At 71.2% G+C, this 16,492-nt stretch carries 15 protein-coding genes and 1 pseudogene; 6 read left to right on the plus strand and 10 right to left on the minus strand.

Annotation, left to right across the window (positions count from 1 at the left end; all coding sequences use genetic code 11):
- Positions 1 to 543 precede the first annotated feature (543 nt).
- Positions 544 to 1,185, minus strand: a complete 642-nt coding sequence (locus AMK16_RS12600; protein ID WP_073913765.1) for a DNA-3-methyladenine glycosylase — start codon at positions 1,183 to 1,185, stop codon at positions 544 to 546.
- Between the two features lie 105 nt (positions 1,186 to 1,290).
- Here AMK16_RS12600 and AMK16_RS12605 point away from each other — a divergent pair, with 105 nt between their 5' ends.
- From AMK16_RS12605 to AMK16_RS12615, 3 genes and pseudogenes are all read left to right on the plus strand, one after another.
- On the plus strand, positions 1,291 to 2,073 hold the full coding sequence (locus AMK16_RS12605; RefSeq protein ID WP_073913768.1) for a sporulation protein: 783 nt from the start codon (positions 1,291 to 1,293) through the stop codon (positions 2,071 to 2,073).
- A 61-nt stretch (positions 2,074 to 2,134) separates the two neighbouring features.
- A pseudogene (locus tag AMK16_RS12610) lies at positions 2,135 to 2,668 on the plus strand (YbhB/YbcL family Raf kinase inhibitor-like protein).
- 149 nt (positions 2,669 to 2,817) lie between these two features.
- Positions 2,818 to 3,321 (plus strand): HNH endonuclease, encoded by a 504-nt coding sequence (locus AMK16_RS12615; RefSeq protein ID WP_073915811.1) that lies wholly within the window; start codon positions 2,818 to 2,820, stop codon positions 3,319 to 3,321.
- A gap of 70 nt (positions 3,322 to 3,391) precedes the next feature.
- On the opposite strand, the gene AMK16_RS12620 is transcribed toward AMK16_RS12615, so the two are convergent.
- The 4 genes from AMK16_RS12620 to AMK16_RS12635 all read right to left on the minus strand — a co-directional run bounded on the left by AMK16_RS12620 (position 3,392) and on the right by AMK16_RS12635 (position 6,658).
- Positions 3,392 to 4,162, minus strand: coding sequence for a sulfite exporter TauE/SafE family protein (locus AMK16_RS12620; RefSeq protein ID WP_073915815.1), 771 nt, complete (start codon positions 4,160 to 4,162; stop codon positions 3,392 to 3,394).
- 105 nt (positions 4,163 to 4,267) lie between these two features.
- A complete protein-coding gene (locus tag AMK16_RS12625; RefSeq protein WP_073913771.1) occupies positions 4,268 to 5,296 on the minus strand; it encodes an SPFH domain-containing protein in 1,029 nt (342 codons plus the stop codon).
- An 85-nt stretch (positions 5,297 to 5,381) separates the two neighbouring features.
- A complete protein-coding gene (locus tag AMK16_RS12630; RefSeq protein ID WP_073913774.1) occupies positions 5,382 to 5,810 on the minus strand; it encodes an NfeD family protein in 429 nt (142 codons plus the stop codon).
- Positions 5,811 to 5,863: 53 nt separating this feature from the next.
- Positions 5,864 to 6,658, minus strand: coding sequence for an ABC transporter ATP-binding protein (locus tag AMK16_RS12635; protein WP_073913777.1), 795 nt, complete (start codon positions 6,656 to 6,658; stop codon positions 5,864 to 5,866).
- Between the two features lie 133 nt (positions 6,659 to 6,791).
- On the opposite strand from AMK16_RS12635, the gene AMK16_RS12640 reads away from it, so the two are divergent.
- Entirely contained in the window at positions 6,792 to 7,574 is a 783-nt protein-coding gene (locus tag AMK16_RS12640) for a hypothetical protein (RefSeq protein WP_073913780.1), read from the plus strand.
- Between the two features lie 297 nt (positions 7,575 to 7,871).
- Here AMK16_RS12640 and AMK16_RS12645 read toward each other — a convergent pair whose 3' ends face one another.
- The 3 genes from AMK16_RS12645 to AMK16_RS12655 all read right to left on the minus strand — a co-directional run bounded on the left by AMK16_RS12645 (position 7,872) and on the right by AMK16_RS12655 (position 10,069).
- On the minus strand, positions 7,872 to 8,117 hold the full coding sequence (locus tag AMK16_RS12645; RefSeq protein ID WP_073915818.1) for a chaplin family protein: 246 nt from the start codon (positions 8,115 to 8,117) through the stop codon (positions 7,872 to 7,874).
- Between the two features lie 139 nt (positions 8,118 to 8,256).
- On the minus strand, positions 8,257 to 8,910 hold the full coding sequence (locus AMK16_RS12650) for a response regulator (protein ID WP_073913783.1): 654 nt from the start codon (positions 8,908 to 8,910) through the stop codon (positions 8,257 to 8,259).
- A complete protein-coding gene (locus AMK16_RS12655) occupies positions 8,903 to 10,069 on the minus strand; it encodes a GAF domain-containing sensor histidine kinase (protein WP_073913786.1) in 1,167 nt (388 codons plus the stop codon). Before AMK16_RS12655 ends, AMK16_RS12650 begins: the two co-directional genes overlap by 8 nt.
- 723 nt (positions 10,070 to 10,792) lie before the next feature.
- Between AMK16_RS12655 and AMK16_RS12660 the strand changes: the two genes are divergently transcribed.
- Positions 10,793 to 11,461 carry a transglycosylase SLT domain-containing protein gene (locus AMK16_RS12660; RefSeq protein WP_073913789.1) on the plus strand — a complete coding sequence of 223 codons (669 nt, stop codon included), beginning with the start codon at positions 10,793 to 10,795 and terminating at the stop codon, positions 11,459 to 11,461.
- Positions 11,462 to 11,561: 100 nt separating this feature from the next.
- On the opposite strand, the gene AMK16_RS12665 is transcribed toward AMK16_RS12660, so the two are convergent.
- Entirely contained in the window at positions 11,562 to 14,126 is a 2,565-nt protein-coding gene (locus tag AMK16_RS12665; RefSeq protein ID WP_199885433.1) for an ABC transporter ATP-binding protein/permease, read from the minus strand.
- Positions 14,127 to 14,585: 459 nt separating this feature from the next.
- Here AMK16_RS12665 and serB point away from each other — a divergent pair, with 459 nt between their 5' ends.
- Entirely contained in the window at positions 14,586 to 15,785 is a 1,200-nt protein-coding gene (gene serB / locus AMK16_RS12670; RefSeq protein WP_073913795.1) for a phosphoserine phosphatase SerB, read from the plus strand.
- Between the two features lie 144 nt (positions 15,786 to 15,929).
- On the opposite strand, the gene AMK16_RS12675 is transcribed toward serB, so the two are convergent.
- Entirely contained in the window at positions 15,930 to 16,451 is a 522-nt protein-coding gene (locus AMK16_RS12675) for a SixA phosphatase family protein (RefSeq protein WP_073913796.1), read from the minus strand.
- Positions 16,452 to 16,492: the final 41 nt, after the last annotated feature.

A 16,492-nucleotide genomic window follows, 5' to 3' on the forward strand; every position in this document is an offset into this window, starting at 1 on the left:
AGCACCCCGAAACCGGAGCCCTACAGGTCTTTTTCAAAGGAACCTCATCCACCGAAATGGACGGGGTATCAACTTTTGGCGTTGATTTTTGGCACGCTGTTGAGTTCTCAAGGAACGGACGCTTCCTTTGTACTCACCGCAGTATCACTACTGGGGCTTTCCTCCGGGCTTCGTTCTGTTCTGCTGTCTTGCGTTTCCGACTCTATCAGACTCTTTCGGGCCCGATTTCCTCGGTGCTTTCCAGGTCCTGCGCTTTCGCGCTTTCCCTTTCCGGCGGTTCCAACCTACCAGATCATTTCCGTGCCGTTTGGCTTGGATTTGAATTCGGCGGCCGTTGGAAGGCCTGTGCCTTTCGGCGCTCCGCTACGTTAGCGCTTTACCCGTGCTGCTCATAATCGAGCTGCCGGCCGGGAATTCGGGAATGCCGAATAGAACCCCGCCAGGGGTAAGTCGTAGGTAGTGGGTTGGCCGCTCCAGGGTCTGCTGATGGCAGTGGCCCCGTTCACGCGGCTCGGACTACGTTAGGCGTCCGGCGAGGTCGAGTCAAGTTGAGCGGCGGCGTGGCGCATGGGCGCGGTACGGGCTCACCGTCGGGTCGTCGGTGAGCCAGAAGCGATAGGGGTGGGTGGCGCCGTCTCCGCCGACTCCGGTGCGCGGACCGCTGCTGACCAGGTCGGCCGGGGTCGCGGTGCCGGCCAGGACGGACAGCGGGGAGGGCGGGTCGGCGCAGAGGTCGGCGCCGTCGAGGGAGCGGTCCACGTCCAGGGCCGTGGCCAGCCGCGCCGGACCCTTGGCCAGTTCTCGCGGATGTTTGGCGGAAAGCCGCCGTTTGGCGGCCAGGTCAGCGCCCACCGTGATCTCGCCCGCCCGTATCAGGACACCGCCGGCGTGCCCGTCCGGGCCGCACACCAGGTTGAGGCTGAACCACATGCCGTAGATGAAGTAGACGTACGCGTGTCCGGGCGGGCCGAACATGGACGCGTTGCGTGCGGTACGGCCGCGGAAGGCGTGGGAGCCCGGGTCCGACTCACCCTCGTACGCCTCGACCTCCGTGATGCGCAGTTCGATGGGGCCCTCGGGAGTGTTGCGCACCAGGGTGCGTCCGAGGAGGTCGGGGGCCACGGTCAGGACCGGGCGGTCGAAGAAGGACCGGGCCAGGGGCGTACGGTCGGGTCGCGCGCTCATCCGGTCGAGCGTACTGGAACGCGCGTGCTTGCAACCGGGGCCTGAGGTTCCGCGTTTGTAAGGGGTAGTCGCAGATCCGCAGATCCTTATCAGGGGAGTTTGAGCATGGGGTTCAGGAAGCTGTTCGCGAGCCTGGGTGCCGGTGGTGCTTCGGTGGACACGATCATCACCGAGCCGAACGTCGTGCCCGGCGGGATCGTCCAGGGTGAGGTCCGGATCCAGGGCGGGTCCGTGGAGCAGCAGATCGAAGGGCTGTCCGTCGGGCTCCAGGCGCGGGTCGAGGTCGAGGGCGGTGACCAGGAGTACAAGCAGGACGTCGTCTTCACCAAGCAGCGTCTCGGCGGTGCCTTCCAGGTGCAGGCCGGCGCGCTGCACGTGGTGCCCTTCGGGCTGGAGATCCCCTGGGAGACCCCGGTCACCCACTTCGGTGGCCGGCACCTGCACGGGATGAACATCGGGGTCAGCACCGAGCTGGAGATCGCGCGAGCGGTGGACGCGGGCGACCTCGACCCGATCAACGTGCACCCGGTGCCGGCGCAGCAGGCGATCCTCGACGCGTTCCGGCAGCTGGGCTTCTCCTTCCGCAGTGCGGACATGGAGCGCGGGCACATCCGCGGGACGCGGCAGACGCTGCCGTTCTACCAGGAGATCGAGTTCGTGCCGCCGTCGCAGTACCGGGGGCTGAACCAGGTGGAGCTGACCTTCGTCTCGGACGGCCGGGAGATGGACGTCGTCCTGGAGATGGACAAGAAGCCGGGGCTGTTCAGCGAGGGGAGCGACACCTACCGCTGCTTCCAGGTGGGTCTGCAGTCCTACCAGGACACGGACTGGGCGGCGTACCTGAACCAGTGGATCGCCTCGGTGGGTTCCCAGCGCAACTGGCTCTAGCCTCCTAGGCTCGTGGCCGGGACACGTGTTCCGATCCGGTACCCGACCAGGAGGGTCAGCAGTGACCGAGCAGAGCAGGCCGCCTCTTCCGCACGACTTCCACCCCGAGGTGGACGTCTTCACCGTGACCAGTACGGATCTGGCTCCGGGTGCCGACCTCGGTGAGGCGCAGGTCAAGTCGGGCGGGGACCTCTCGCCGCAGCTTCGGTGAGAGGGGTTCCCGCAGGGGACGAAGAGCTTCGCCGTGACGTGCTTCGATCCGGACGCGCCCACGGGCAGTGGCTTTTGGCACTGGGTGCTCTTCGACCTGCCGGTCTCGGTCACCGAGCTGCCGGCCGGGGCGGGCAGCGGGAAGTTCGAGGGGCTGCCCGCCGAGGCGGTGCACGCGCGCAACGACTACGGCACCAGAGACTTCGGCGGAGCGGCTCCGCCGGCCGGGGAGCGGCACCGGTACGTGTTCACCGTGTACGCGGTGGACCAGGAGACGCTCGGCCCCGGCGCGGAGGCGTCTGCGGCGGTGGTCGGGTTCAATCTGCGCTTCCACACGCTCGGGCGTGCTCAGCTCATCGGCGAGTACGAGGCGCCGGCGGGCTGACAGTTCCCCGTGCGTTTGCCCGGTCCTGGTCTAAAGACGGCCTGGACCGGGCATTTTTATTGCGTTGTCCCGCGTGGCCCGCGCGGCCAGAGTGGTCGCGGGCCCTGCCGCCAGGGAGGTCGCGGGCCTGCACACGGGAGGTGGGCGAGATGCGGGACACGCTGGTGCTGAATGCGAGCTTCGAGCCGCTGTCGACGGTGACGCTGAACCGGGCCGTGGTCCTGGTGCTCCAGGACAAGGCCGTCGTCGAACAGTCACATCCCGAGCTGCGTGTGCGCGCCGCCACCATGGAGCTGCCGATGCCCCGGGTGATCCGGCTCTGCCGGTACGTGCGGGTGCCCTTCCGAAGACATGCTCCCTGGTCGCGCAGGGGGGTGCTGGTCCGGGACCAGCACCGGTGCGCCTACTGCGGCAAGCGCGCGACGACCGTGGACCACGTACTGCCGCGGGCCCAGGGGGGCGGGGACACCTGGCTGAACACGGTGGCCTCCTGTGCGGAGGACAACCACCGCAAGGCGGCCCGGACTCCGGAGGAGGCGGGGATGCCGCTCCTGCGGAAGCCCTTCGTGCCGTCTCCGGCCGATGCCATGCTGCTCGCCCTGGGGGTGGCCGGGCGCGAGGCGCTGCCGCAGTGGCTGGAGCGCTCCGCATAGCCCCCGTGGGTCGTGTGCCCCGCCTGCGGCGCGGGCCGGCGCGCTGGGCGGCGTACCCGTGCTACGTCGCTCAGCGGACCAGCAACTGGACGATGGCGATGAGGCCGACCGTCACGATGACGGCGCGCAGGGCGGTCGGCGACAGGCGCCGGCCGATCTTGGCACCGATCTGTCCGCCGATGGTGGAGCCCACGGCGATGAGGACGACGGCCGTCCAGTCGAACTCCGCGACGAAGAGGAAGACGACGGCGGCGATGCCGTTCACCATGGCGGCGATGACGTTCTTCGCGGCGTTGATGCGCTGGAGGTCATCGCGGAGCAGCAGGCCCATGAGGCCGACGTAGAGCACGCCCTGGGCTGCCCCGAAGTAGCCTCCGTACGCGCTGGACAGCAGCATGCCGGTCAGGAGGGCGGGGCCGCCGTCCGGATGGCCGACGGGGCCTTCCGCGCTGTCCTGGCGGCGGCGCAGGGCGGCGGCGAGCCGGGGCTGGAGGACGACGAGGACGAGGGCGACCGCGATGAGGACGGGCACGATCGTGTCGAAGGAGTCGGACGGCAGGGTGAGGAGCAGGACGGCGCCCGCGAATCCGCCGATGAGGGACACGGCGCCGAGCCGCAGGATGCGGGCGCGCTGGCCCTGGAGCTCCTTGCGGTAGCCGATGGCCCCGCTGATGGAACCGGGCACCAGGCCGAGGGTGTTGGAGACGTTGGCGGTGACCGGGGGCAGTCCGGTGGCGAGCAGCACCGGGAAGGTGATCAGGGTGCCGGAGCCGACGATGGTGTTGATGGTGCCGGCGCCGATACCGGCGGCGAAGACCGCGAGGGATTCCCAGAGAGACATCGAGAGCACAGACATGGACTGCGCCATCCCCTTTGCATGAGTGGGTCGCCTCCCCGCCATGAAGGTCGAGGGGTCCCACTGATCATGCAGGAGGGGAGGGCGGGTTCAGTCGATGGGGGGCTGTTCGCGGCGGTCGGGGCCGGTCTTGCCGCCGGGGTTCCCGTGGCCGTTTCCGTTGCCGGTGCCGTTTCCACTGCCGTTCACCGTGGTGCCGTTGTCCTTGCCGGTGTCCTGCGGGTTGAAGCCGGATCCGGCGCCCATGGGGCCGAAGTTGCCCATGGCGCCGGAGAGCCCCTTGAGCGCGTCGCCGATCTCGCTCGGCACGATCCAGAGCTTGTTGGCGTCGCCTTCGGCGAGCTTCGGGAGCATCTGGAGGTACTGGTAGGCGAGGAGCTTCTGGTCGGCGTCGCCGGCGTGGATGGACTCGAACACGGTGCGGATGGCCTGGGCTTCGCCCTCGGCGCGCAGGGCGGCGGCCTTGGCGTCACCCTCGGCGCGCAGGATGGAGGACTGCTTCTCGCCTTCGGCGCGCAGGATCTCGGACTGGCGGACACCCTCGGCCTGCAGGATCGAGGCGCGCTTGTCGCGGTCGGCGCGCATCTGCTTCTCCATCGAGTCCTGGATGGAGGTCGGCGGCTCGATGGCCTTGAGCTCGACGCGGTTGACGCGGATGCCCCACTTGCCGGTGGCCTCGTCGAGGACTCCGCGCAGTGCCGCGTTGATCTCCTCGCGGGAGGTGAGGGTGCGCTCCAGGTCCATGCCGCCGATGATGTTGCGGAGCGTGGTGACGGTGAGCTGCTCGATGGCCTGGATGTAGCTGGCCACTTCGTAGGTCGCGGCGCGGGCGTCGGTCACCTGGTAGTAGATGACGGTGTCGATGTTGACGACCAGGTTGTCCTGGGTGATGACCGGCTGCGGCGGGAACGGCACGACCTGTTCGCGCAGGTCGATCCGGTTGCGGATGGAGTCGATGAACGGGACGACGATGTTGAGGCCCGCGTTGAGGGTGCGGGTGTAGCGGCCGAAACGTTCGACGATGGCGGCGCTGGCCTGCGGGATCACCTGGATCGTCTTGACCAGTGCGATGAAGACCAGAACCACCAGAATGATCAGGACGATGATGATCGGTTGCATGCGGTTCCCCCGTGCCCTTCCGGCTGTCTGTGCTGCCCCGTTGAGCGGAGTCTTGCAGACCCGGGGGCCGCGAGTCGGCTGCTTGTCACATGACGACGGCGGTCGCCCCGTCGATCTCGACGACGTCCACGGACTGACCGGGTTCGAAGCTGGTGTCCGCGTCGAGGGTGCGCGCCGACCAGATCTCGCCGGCGAGCTTGATCCGGCCGCCGCCGGAGTCGACGCGTTCGAGGACGACGGCGCTCCTGCCCTTCAACGCGTCTATTCCGGTGCGGTGTTGCGGCCGCTGGTCGCGGTGCCGGTTCGCGATCGGCCGTACGACGGCGATGAGCGCGACCGACACGACGACGAAGACCAGGACCTGCGCCACCGCTCCCCCGCCGAGGGCGGCGGTGACGGCCGCCGCCACCGCTCCGACGGCGAACATGCCGAACTCCGGCATGGCGGTGAGGACGAGGGGGATGCCCAGTCCGACCGCGCCGATGAGCCACCACACCCATGCGTCGATGTCCACGTGGTCATGGTAGGTCGGGCGGGCGCGGTCGGGACAGGGTGCGAAGGGGCGTACTAGCGCAGGGGGAGGCCCTGGGCGGTCCAGCGGTCGCTGTCGTTGCGCTCGACGACCAGGGGGAGGCCGAAGCAGCGGGAGAGGTTGCGGGAGGTCAGTTCGAGGTCGATGGGGCCCGCGGTGACGACCTTGCCCTGGCGGATCATCAGGACGTGGGTGAAGCCGGGAGCGATCTCCTCGACGTGGTGCGTGACCATGACCATGGAGGGGGCGAGCGGGTCGCGGGCGAGGCGGCCGAGGCGGCGTACGAGGTCTTCGCGGCCGCCGAGGTCCAGGCCGGCGGCGGGCTCGTCGAGGAGCAGCAGCTCGGGGTCGGTCATCAGGGCGCGGGCGATCAGGGTGCGCTTGCGTTCGCCCTCGGAGAGGGTGCCGAACTTCCGGTCGAGGTAGTCCGTCATGCCGAGGCGGTCGAGGAACGCGCGGGCGCGCTGCTCGTCGATGTCCTCGTACTCCTCCTGCCAGGTCGCCGTCATCCCGTAGGCGGCGGTGAGGACGGTCTGCAGGACGGTCTGCCGCTTGGGCAGCTTGTCGGCCATCGCGATACCGGCGATGCCGATGCGGGGGCGCAGCTCGAAGACGTCCACCTTGCCGAGGGTGCTGCCGAGGATGGTGGCGGCGCCCTTGGTCGGGAAGAGGTAGCTGGAGGCGAGGTTCAGCAGGGTGGTCTTGCCGGCGCCGTTGGGGCCGAGGATCACCCAGCGCTCCCCCTCCTTCACCGACCAGGAGACCTGGTCCACCAGAGCCCGGCCCTCGCGGACCACGGATACGTCCACCAGCTCCAGAACATCGCTCATGAGCGTGTTGTCACCCCTTGCAGTCACGGTTCTGTGTGCGCCGGCAGGCGCAGCCCCAGGGGAAAACCTACGCCACTCGGAGAGGGGGCCGGGGCCGGGGCCGGGCCGGGGGGTGGGTCCGTAGAGTTGGGGGATGCTTTTCGAACCACGTTCAGGGCGCCTGGCCGCCTGGGGGAACGCACTGCTGGCCGGTCTGGTCTCGCCCGACGAGGCCGCGACGTCGATCGTGGGCGAGGACGCCGTGCACCGGGTGGCGGGGCTGCCCGGGGAAGGGGGTCCGGTGGGGCTCACGCTGGCGCTGGGCCGGATGCGGGGGCTGGGGGTGACCGGGCTGCGGGTGGCGCTGCCCGCGCCGGGGCACCCGCTGGGGCTGAGCGGACCGGCGGAATTCAACGCGCGGGCGCTGGACGCCGAGGAGGCGGTGGTCGCGGTGGGCGCGGCGCTGGGGCTGGTGCCGGAGGTGGTCGAGGCCGGGCCGGCGGGGGACGTGCACGTGGCGGTGGTGTGGCACTGTCTGCCGGTGCGGGAGGCTCCCCCGGCGGACGTGCCGTCGCTGGGCGAGGCGGAGCGGGAGCTGGCGGAGGCGCTGCGCGAGGCGACCGCTGTGCTGACGCGCCTGGACGTGGCGGGTTCCGGGCCGGTTGCGGAGGCTGCGCTGTCGGCGTACCGGGCGCGGGCGGAGGCGGGCCGGGAGGTGCTGGCGCCGGGGTACCCGCCGCGGGCGGTGCGGGTGCTGGCGCTGGCGCAGCGGGTGGACCTGCTGGTGTCGCTGGCGTACGAGAACGGCCCCGGGGGCGCCGTCGCGGCTTCGGAGATGGCGGCGCGGACCGAGGCCCTGCGGCCGGTGGAGCGGGTGGCACGGCGAGCGCTGGTCGCGGCCTACAACGCGGCGGTGGAGGAGCGGGAGCGGAACTGACCCCGGGGTCCCTCCGGGGGCGGACGGGAGGCGCAGGTGCGCGCCCACCGGCGGGGTATGCCCCGGGCGGGGTTTTCGGGCTGGGTTTCCGAGCGGGGGCTCCGGCCCTGGTGGCGCTGTTCGGGGGGCGCCGGGGCTTCAGGCGTGGCTGGGCGGGCCGGGGTGTGGCCGGGTCCCGCTTCCCGGGGAGAGGGGGAAGCGGGGCCGGGGGTGTGGGTGGCCCTGTCGCGTGAGGGTCAGGGGGCGGCGGAGGAGATCCGGCCCGGCCCCCGGGGTGCGGAACAGGGCGCGGGTGCGTCAGGCGGTGACGCCGGCGTTCCCGAAGGCGCCGTTCAGCAGGCCGACCACGGTGACCGCGTTGCCGACCACGTTCACGGGGACGTTCACGGGGACCTGGACCAGATTGCCGGAGGCCACGCCGGGCGAGCTCAGGGCCTCGCCCTGCGCCTGCGCGCCGCCGTGCGCCGAGGAGACACCGGCGCCGGCGGCGAGGAGACCGCCCGCGACCATGGTGACGGCTGCGGCCTTCTTGAAGTTCTTCACGTTCTCGTCCTCCAGTGCGTCTGCCGCGACCAGCCGTCGCGGCACGCCATGGAGAACGCCTGGCCCCCCCTCCCGGATACGCCATGTGGGCTACATACACCCGACCGTATGAATCTCACACCGGACGGAGCCGGTCCGATCACTCCCCGATTCCGTGCCTGACCGCCCACAACGCGGCCTGGGTCCGGTCGGAGAGGTCCAGTTTCATCAGGATGTTCGAGACGTGGGTCTTGACCGTCTTCTCGGACAGGACGAGGGCGCGGGCGATCTCCCGGTTGGAGCGCCCGTCCGCGATGAGGCCGAGGACCTCCCGCTCCCGGTCGGTCAGCGAACCCGGACGGCCCGCGGCGGAGCTCTGGGCCTCCTGCGAGAGCAGGGCCTGCGCCACCTCCGGCTGGAGGAGGACGTGCCCGGCACGCACGGAGCGGATGGCACCGGCCAGGGCGTCGGGGTCGATGTCCTTGTAGACGTACCCCGCCGCCCCGGCCCGCAGGGCGGGGACCGCGGTGCGCTGCTCGGTGAAACTGGTGACGATCAGCACCCGCGCCGGGTTCGCCAGCTCGCGCAGCCTGCGCAGTGCCTCGATGCCGTCGGTGCCCGGCATCTTGACGTCCATGAGGATCACGTCGGGCCGCAGCTCCTCGGCACGGGCCACGCCCTCCTCTCCGTCGGACGCCTCGCCGACGACCTCGATGTCGTCCTGGACCTCCAGGAAGGTGCGCAGCCCGCGGCGGACCACCTGGTGGTCGTCGACCAGCAGGACGCGGATCCGGCTCGGGTCGTGGTCAGCCACCGGGGACCTCCATCTCGATCGCGGTGCCCCTGCCGGGCTCCGAGTGCACGGTGAGCCGGCCTCCGACTCCGCTCGCGCGGTCGCGCATGGAGACCAGGCCCAGATGGCGGCCTGCGCTGCGGACCGCGTGGGGGTCGAAGCCGCTGCCGGAGTCGACGACCTTGAGCACCGCCCCCGCTCCCCCGCCCGGGGCCCGGGCCAGGGTGACCTCGACCCGGTCGGCCCCCGAGTGGCGCAAGGCGTTGTGGAGGGCCTCCTGGGCGACCCGCAGGAGTGCTTCCTCCTGCGTCGCGGGCAGGGCCCGTACGCCGTCGCAGGTGAAGGTGACCCGGGCGGTGTGGGCCCGGTCGAGCACGTGGACCTGCGTGCGCAGGGTGGCGGCCAGGCCGTCCTCGTCCAGGGCGGCCGGGCGCAGCTCGGTCACGGCGGCGCGCAGCTCGTCGGCGGCCTCGGCGGCCAGGGCGGCGACCTGGTGGAGCTCCTCCTTGGCCCGGGCCGGGTCGCGGTCGACGAGGGCGGTCGCGGCCTGGGCGGTGAGGCGGAGGGAGAAGAGCTTCTGACTGACGGCGTCGTGGAGCTCGTGGGCGAGGCGCGAGCGTTCCTCGGCGATGGTGAGCTCGCGGCTGCGCTCGTAGAGCCGGGCGTTGGTGAGGGCGATCGCGGCGTGCTGGGCGAGGAGGGAGAGGAGTTCCTCGTCCTCGTCGGTGAAACCGTGCTCGCGGCCGGGGGCACGGCGCTTGTTCGCGAGGAAGAGGACCCCGAGGGTCTCCTCGCCGTCCCTGACGGGCAGGCCGAGGAAGTCGGACATCTCGGGGTGGGCGGCCGGCCAGCCCCCGAAGCGCGGGTCCTCGCGTACGTCGTCGAGGCGCTGGGGGTCGTCCTGGTGGAGCATCGCGGCGAGGATGCCGTGCTGGCGGGGCAGCGGCCCGATGCGGCGCCACTGCTCGGGGCTGATGCCGTCGACGACGAACTGGGCGAAGCCGCCGTGATCGTCGGGGACGCCCAGGGCCGCGTACTCGGCGTCGAGGAGGTCGCGGGCGGACACCACGATCGTGCGCAGGACGTCGCGGACCTCCAGGCGGCGGCTCATCGCGAGCAGTGCGGTGCTCACGGCGGCGAGGCCGCGGGGCGGTCCGCCGTGCGGGGGGCTACCGGTCATGGGCCTCACCGTACTCGCGGCCGCGACCTGCGGGATCGGGCCGGGGGCGTAGGTCTGTCGGACCCCGGGGGGTGGGTCCGGCGGCCGATGCGGTGGTCGATGCGTGGGGTGCGGCGCGGGGGGCCGGGGGCGCCGGGGGCGCCGCGGGTTGTGGGGGCTGTGGGGGCGCGGAAAGAGGGGCTGTATATAAGGGACATTCCGCCTCGGTCTTTCCGGCCGGCGCGTGGCCCGGGCCGGCCGGCAGCGCGCGACCGACGGGGCGGCGGCGACGACGAGGCGGCGAGCGACGGGGGCGGCCGCCGGGGTGTAGGACCGCGCGTCCCGGGTACGCGGGACGGGGTGGGCAGGACCGGCTCCGCCCGCGGGGACCGCCCCGGCGGCGCCCGCCCGCACCCGATGACGAGACCGGTGACCCGGTGCGTTGCTTCCGCAACGGACGGTCAGATTGTTACCCGCCCGATGTGAGCCCGCGCATAGGACCCACATCACTTACGAAGCTCCCTAGTGGACAGGTAAAGGCTCCGTCAGCACGGGCGCGCCTAGCGCCGGGTCCCGCGCTCGGGCCCGCGCCGCCGCCCCTGATCCACTAAGCGGGATCGTACGTCACACCGTTGCCAGGCGTTTTTGCCACCGCTAAGAATTGCTCCCGTCGCACAGCGCCGCGGATCCCAGATCCCGCGGCGCTCTCCTGCGGCTCCCGCGATTCGAAGAGGTTGCCCCGCCATGTCTGCTTCCAGCACTCCCGGTCACAGTCGTCTGACGAAGGCACACAAGCTGTCCGTTGCCGGTGTCGCCACCCTTGGCGCCGCCGCGCTCGCCTTCTCCCTCGTCCCGGCCGGCGCCGCCGAGGGCGACACGCTCGTCTCCGCCGCCCCCGTCGCCTGGACCCAGGCCGTCGACGGTGTCCAGGCGAAGGCCGTACAGCAGCACCTCTCCGCGCAGCAGGCCGTCGCCGCCAAGGCGGCGGCGGACGCCGCGGCGAAGGCCAAGGCCAAGGCCGCGGCCGCCGCGAAGAAGGACCGCGACGCGAAGACGGCCGCGAGCCGTTCCGCCGCCCGCACCCCCGTCTTCGCGAACAACCTGGACGGCTGGATCAAGGAAGCGCTCTTCATCATGAAGCGCGAGGGGATCCCGGGCACCTACGCCGGTATCCACCGCAACGTCATGCGTGAGTCGAGCGGCAACCCCCGCGCCATCAACAACTGGGACATCAACGCCCAGAACGGCATCCCCAGCAAGGGCCTGCTCCAGGTCATTGCGCCCACCTTCGCGACGTACCACGTCAAGGGCACCAAGTTCGACCTGTACGACCCCGTCGCCAACATCGTCGCCGCGTGCAACTACGCCGCCGACCGGTACGGCTCGATGGACAACGTCAACAGCGCCTACTAGGCCACCGGCGTACCCAAGCCCCCATGCGCCTCAGGGCGGCACCCGCGATCCGGGTGCCGCCCTGAGGCGTTTCGTGCGGTGGGGCGTACGGAGCCCGCGACTACTTGCCGGCGCGCATGACCTCGGGCTCGTGACGGCGCAGGAGGTGCTGGACCGCGAACCCGCAGGCGATGCCGAGGAGCAGCAGCACGGCGATGTCCAGGCTCCACTGGCCGACCGTGGCGTCCCAGAGCGGGTCGGTGTTGGTCGGGTTGTCGCGGTCCCACGGGGGCATGAGCTTGCCGAGGTTCAGCGTGGTGCCTGCGGCGGCGACGGCCCAGCGGGACGGCATCAGCCAGGCGAACTGCTCCAGGCCCGGGGAGTCGTAGACCTGGAAGAGGATGCCGGTGAAGACGACCTGGACGATCGCGAACATGACGAGCAGCGGCATGGTCTTCTCGGCGGTCTTCACCAGCGAGGAGATGACCAGCCCGAACATCATCGACGTGAAGCCGAGCGCGGTGACCGACAGGCACAGCTCGACGGCCGGGGGCATCAGCAGCCCGTCCGTGGGCAGGTCGCGCGGGAAGAAGCCGATCCCGCAGATGACCACGCCCTGGATGGCCGTGATGACGCCGAGGACGATCACCTTCGACATCAGGTACGCCGACCGGGACAGGCCGGTGGCGCGCTCCCGCTCGTAGATGACCCGTTCCTTGATCAGCTCGCGGACCGAATTCGCGGCGCCGGAGAAGCACATGCCGACGCAGAGGATCAGCATGATCGTGCCGGCGTCGCCGTTGAACTGCGACGGGGGCGTCGGCGGCGCGAGGCCGAAGGTGGCCGGGATGACCGTGGAGACCACGCCGAGGACGGCCGGCAGGATCAGCATCAGGCCGAGGAAGCCGCGGTCGGAGGCGATCACCGAGACGTAGCGCCGGATCAGCGTGAAGAGCTGGGATCCCCAGCCCTGCGGCTTCGGCGGCCGCATCTGCTGGGCGGGGGGCATCGCGACGGACTGCGGGGCGACCGAGTCGATGTCGGCGGCGTACAGCTGGTAGTGCTGCGAGCCCTTCCAGCGGCCGGCCCAGTCGTAGTCGCGGTAGTTCTCGAAGGCCGAGAAGACGTCCGCCCAGGTGGTGTAGCCGAAGAAGTTCAGCGCCTCGTCCGGCGGACCGAAGTACGCGACCGAACCGCCCGGGGCCATGACCAGCAGCTTGTCGCAGATGGCCAGCTCGGCGACCGAGTGGGTGACGACGAGGACGGTGCGGCCGTCGTCGGCGAGGCCGCGCAGCAGCTGCATGACGTCGCGGTCCATGCCCGGGTCGAGGCCGGAGGTCGGCTCGTCCAGGAAGATCAGCGAGGGCTTGGTGAGGAGCTCCAGGGCCACGGACACGCGCTTGCGCTGACCGCCCGAGAGCGAGGTGATCTTCTTGTCCTTGTGGATGTCGAGCTTGAGCTCGCGCAGCACCTCGTCGATGCGGGCGGCGCGCTCGGAGTCGGCGGTGTCGCCCGGGAAGCGCAGCTTGGCCGCGTACTTCAGGGCGGTGCGGACGGTCAGCTCCTTGTGCAGGATGTCGTCCTGCGGGACCAGGCCGATGCGCTGGCGGAGCTCCGCGAACTGCTTGTACAGGTTGCGGTTGTCGTAGAGGACGTCGCCCTGGTCGGCGGGCCGGTAGCCGGTCAGCGCCTTGAGCAGGGTCGACTTTCCGGAGCCGGACGGGCCGATGACGCCGATCAGCGACTTCTCCGGGACGCCGAAGGTGACGTCCTTGAGGATCTGCTTGCCGCCGTCGACCGTGACCGTGAGGTGGCGGGCCGAGAAGGAGACCTCGCCGGTGTCGACGAACTCCTCCAGCCGGTCGCCGACGATCCGGAAGGTCGAGTGGCCGACGCCGACGATGTCGTTCGGCCCGAGCAGCGCGGTGCCGGACTTGGCCAGCGGCTGGCCGTTGACGTAGGTGCCGTTGTGGCTGCCGAGGTCGTGGATCTCGAAGCGGCCGCCGGGCATCGAGCGGAACTCGGCGTGGTGGCGGGAGACCTGGAGGTCGGAGACGACCAGCTCGTTCTCCAGCGCACGGCCGATCCGCATGACGTGGCCCAGCGAGAGCTGGTGGAACGTCGTCGGGCTGCGGTCACCCCCGTGCTGGTGGGCGGCGTCCGGCGCCGGGCGGGACGCGGCGGGGCCGCCGCCCGACTGGTGCGGGAGGTACGCCTGCGGCTGCTGGTGCTGCGCGTGCTGCTGCTCCCAGCCCTGCTGCGGCGGCTGCTGCTGCTGGGCCTGGTAGGCCGGGGCCTGCGGCTGTGCGTACGCAGGGGCCTGCTGTGCCTGCTGAGCCACGGCCGGCTGGGGCGCCGCGGCGGCGACGGGGTTCAGCCGCGGACCGTCCGTGGCGTTGCCCAGGTGGACCGGCGTGCCGGGCACGAGCTCGGCATGCTGCACCCGAGCCCCGTGCACATAGGTGCCGTTGGTGCTGCCGTGGTCCTCGATTCCCCAACCACGGCCGTTCCAGCTGATGGTGGCGTGACGCCACGACACACGGGCGTCGTCGATCACCACATCTCCCTGGGGATCACGCCCCAGTGAGTACGACCTGGACGGATCAAGCGTCCAGGTCCTTCCGTTCAATTCCAGTACGAGTTCCGGCACTCCAGCCCCACTTATGGTCCCCCGAGAATCCCCCATGACGTCAGGGAGTCTAGGGATGGCGAACATCCGGGGGAACTATTTCAGGCCCGGGGCCACATGTGGAATCCGGGCGGGGCCGGGACCCTCGCGACGGCCCTTCGGCGGGGTCGAAAGCCCCCCGGAGAGTGCGATAGGGGACTTCTCGCCACCCCGGTCCCCCGCGTCCATGACGCCCGCCGCGTCCATGACGTCCACCACGTCCGCCGCGTCCCACGCCAGGGACGGACCGCCGCGGATGCGGTCGGCCTGAACCGCGGGAGCGCGGGGCCGCACCCTGGTTGGCCTACCCGCCCGGACGCGGATCGCGGGGCCGCCGCGTGCTTCTGCCCGGGCCGTCTCCGCCCCCTGCGGCGGGCCGTCCGGCGGGCCGGGGCCGGGCGGAAGGAGACCGCCGGACGTTCAAGAGGTGGGACGGGGGTCCTGTCCCGCAGGGCGGGCGGATACGGTGATAACACCATGAGCGCATCGCAGACCTCCGACATCCCCACCCTCCTCGTCAAGATCTTCGGCAAGGACCGTCCCGGGATCACCGCCGGGCTGTTCGACACCCTCGCCGCCTACTCCGTCGACGTGGTCGACATCGAGCAGGTCGTCACCCGTGGCCGCATCGTCCTGTGCGCCCTGGTCACCCAGCCGGTCGGCGCCTCCGAGGGCGAGCTGCGGGCCACCGTCCACAGCTGGGCCGACTCGCTGAAGCTGCAGGCGGAAATCCTCTCCGGCACCGGCGACAACCGGCCGCGCGGCAGCGGCCGCTCCCACGTCACCGTGCTCGGGCACCCGCTGACCGCCGAGTCCACGGCCGCCATAGCGGCCAGGATCACCGCGACCGGCGGCAACATCGACCGCATCTTCCGGCTTGCCAAGTACCCGGTGACGGCGGTGGAGTTCGCCGTCTCCGGCACCGAGACCGAGCCGCTGCGCACCGCGCTGGCCACCGCCGCCAAGCACATCGGCGTGGACGTGGCCGTCGTGGCGTCCGGCCTGCACCGCCGGGCCCAGCGCCTGGTGGTCATGGACGTGGACTCGACGCTGATCCAGGACGAGGTCATCGAGCTCTTCGCCGCGCACGCCGGCTGCGAGGCCGAGGTCGCCGAGGTCACCGAACGGGCCATGCGCGGCGAGCTGGACTTCGAGCAGTCGCTGCACGCCCGCGTGGCCCTGCTGGCGGGCCTGGACGCCTCCGTCGTGGACAAGGTCCGCGCCGAGGTGCAGCTGACCCCCGGCGCCCGGACCCTGATCCGCACGCTCAAGCGGCTCGGCTACCAGGTCGGAGTGGTCTCCGGCGGCTTCACCCAGGTCACCGACGACCTGCGCGAGCGGCTGGGGCTGGACTTCGCCGCCGCCAACACTCTGGAGATCGTCGAGGGGAAGCTGACCGGCCGGGTGACCGGCGAGATCGTCGACCGGGCGGGCAAGGCCCGGCTGCTGCGCCGCTTCGCCGCGGAGGCCGACGTACCGCTGTCCCAGACGGTGGCCATCGGCGACGGCGCCAACGACCTGGACATGCTGAACGCGGCCGGGCTCGGCGTGGCCTTCAACGCCAAGCCGGTGGTCCGCGAGGCCGCGCACACCGCGGTGAACGTGCCCTTCCTCGACGCGGTGCTGTACCTGCTGGGGATCACCCGCGAGGAGATCGAGGCTGCGGACCTGGCCTGACCGGCGGCGTCGCGCGGGGCGCGCGGCCGTGCCCGTGGCGGGAGGGCGCGCAGGGGCCCCGGCGGCCGTGTGGGGCCCGCCGGGGCCAGGTCGCGAGCGGGTCGTCAGCCGGTTGCGGCTGATCGGCTCGGGGGTCGCCCCGGGTCAGTGCTCCTTGGGGGTCCAGAAGTCGGTCAGCGTGCCCACGCCGTGCTCCAGGGACTTCCAGGTGCCGGTGAAGGAGACGACGGCGAGGGCCGCGGTGGGGAAGCCGGTACGGCTCATGCGGGCCAGGGTGTCGCCCTCGGCGCGCCCGGAGAGGGCGTCGGCCAGGGCGTGCATGCCGGGGTTGTGGCCGATGACGAGGAGGTCGCAGACCTCTTCGGGGGTCTCGTTCAGCAGGGCGATGAGCTCTCCCGGCGACGCGTCGTAGAGCCGTTCCTCGTACGAGGTCTTCGGCCGGTGCGGCATTGCCTGGACGGCGAGCTTCCAGGTCTCACGGGTGCGGGCGGCTGTGGAGCAGAGGGCCAGGTCGAAGGCGATGCCGGTTTCGGCGAGCTTCAGACCGACGGCCGGCGCGTCCTTGCGGCCTCGGTCCGCCAGCGGGCGGTCGTGGTCGGCCACCTCGGGCCAGTCGGCCTTGGCGTGCCGGAGGAGGGCGATCCTGCGGGGTGTGTCGGCGCTCATGACTCCCAGCTTCCCACGAAACGGGGTACGGGGCGCAGGGT

This window comes from Streptomyces sp. CB00455 (genome assembly GCF_001905445.1).
Taxonomy (GTDB): Bacteria; Actinomycetota; Actinomycetes; order Streptomycetales; family Streptomycetaceae; genus Streptomyces.

Bases quoted from the DNA above. Each gene is read 5' to 3' on its own strand.
- AMK16_RS12620 (WP_073915815.1), bottom strand. From the start codon at position 4,162: ATGTCTCTCTGGGAATCCCTCGCGGTCTTCGCCGCCGGTATCGGCGCC.
- AMK16_RS12640 (WP_073913780.1), top strand. From the start codon at position 6,792: ATGCTTTTCGAACCACGTTCAGGGCGCCTGGCCGCCTGGGGGAACGCA.
- AMK16_RS12660 (WP_073913789.1), top strand. From the start codon at position 10,793: ATGTCTGCTTCCAGCACTCCCGGTCACAGTCGTCTGACGAAGGCACAC.
- AMK16_RS12635 (WP_073913777.1), bottom strand. From the start codon at position 6,658: ATGAGCGATGTTCTGGAGCTGGTGGACGTATCCGTGGTCCGCGAGGGC.
- AMK16_RS12665 (WP_199885433.1), bottom strand. From the start codon at position 14,126: ATGGGGGATTCTCGGGGGACCATAAGTGGGGCTGGAGTGCCGGAACTC.
- serB (WP_073913795.1), top strand. From the start codon at position 14,586: ATGAGCGCATCGCAGACCTCCGACATCCCCACCCTCCTCGTCAAGATC.
- AMK16_RS12605 (WP_073913768.1), top strand. From the start codon at position 1,291: ATGGGGTTCAGGAAGCTGTTCGCGAGCCTGGGTGCCGGTGGTGCTTCG.
- AMK16_RS12655 (WP_073913786.1), bottom strand. From the start codon at position 10,069: ATGACCGGTAGCCCCCCGCACGGCGGACCGCCCCGCGGCCTCGCCGCC.
- AMK16_RS12625 (WP_073913771.1), bottom strand. From the start codon at position 5,296: ATGCAACCGATCATCATCGTCCTGATCATTCTGGTGGTTCTGGTCTTC.
- AMK16_RS12600 (WP_073913765.1), bottom strand. From the start codon at position 1,185: ATGAGCGCGCGACCCGACCGTACGCCCCTGGCCCGGTCCTTCTTCGAC.
- AMK16_RS12675 (WP_073913796.1), bottom strand. From the start codon at position 16,451: ATGAGCGCCGACACACCCCGCAGGATCGCCCTCCTCCGGCACGCCAAG.
- AMK16_RS12615 (WP_073915811.1), top strand. From the start codon at position 2,818: ATGCGGGACACGCTGGTGCTGAATGCGAGCTTCGAGCCGCTGTCGACG.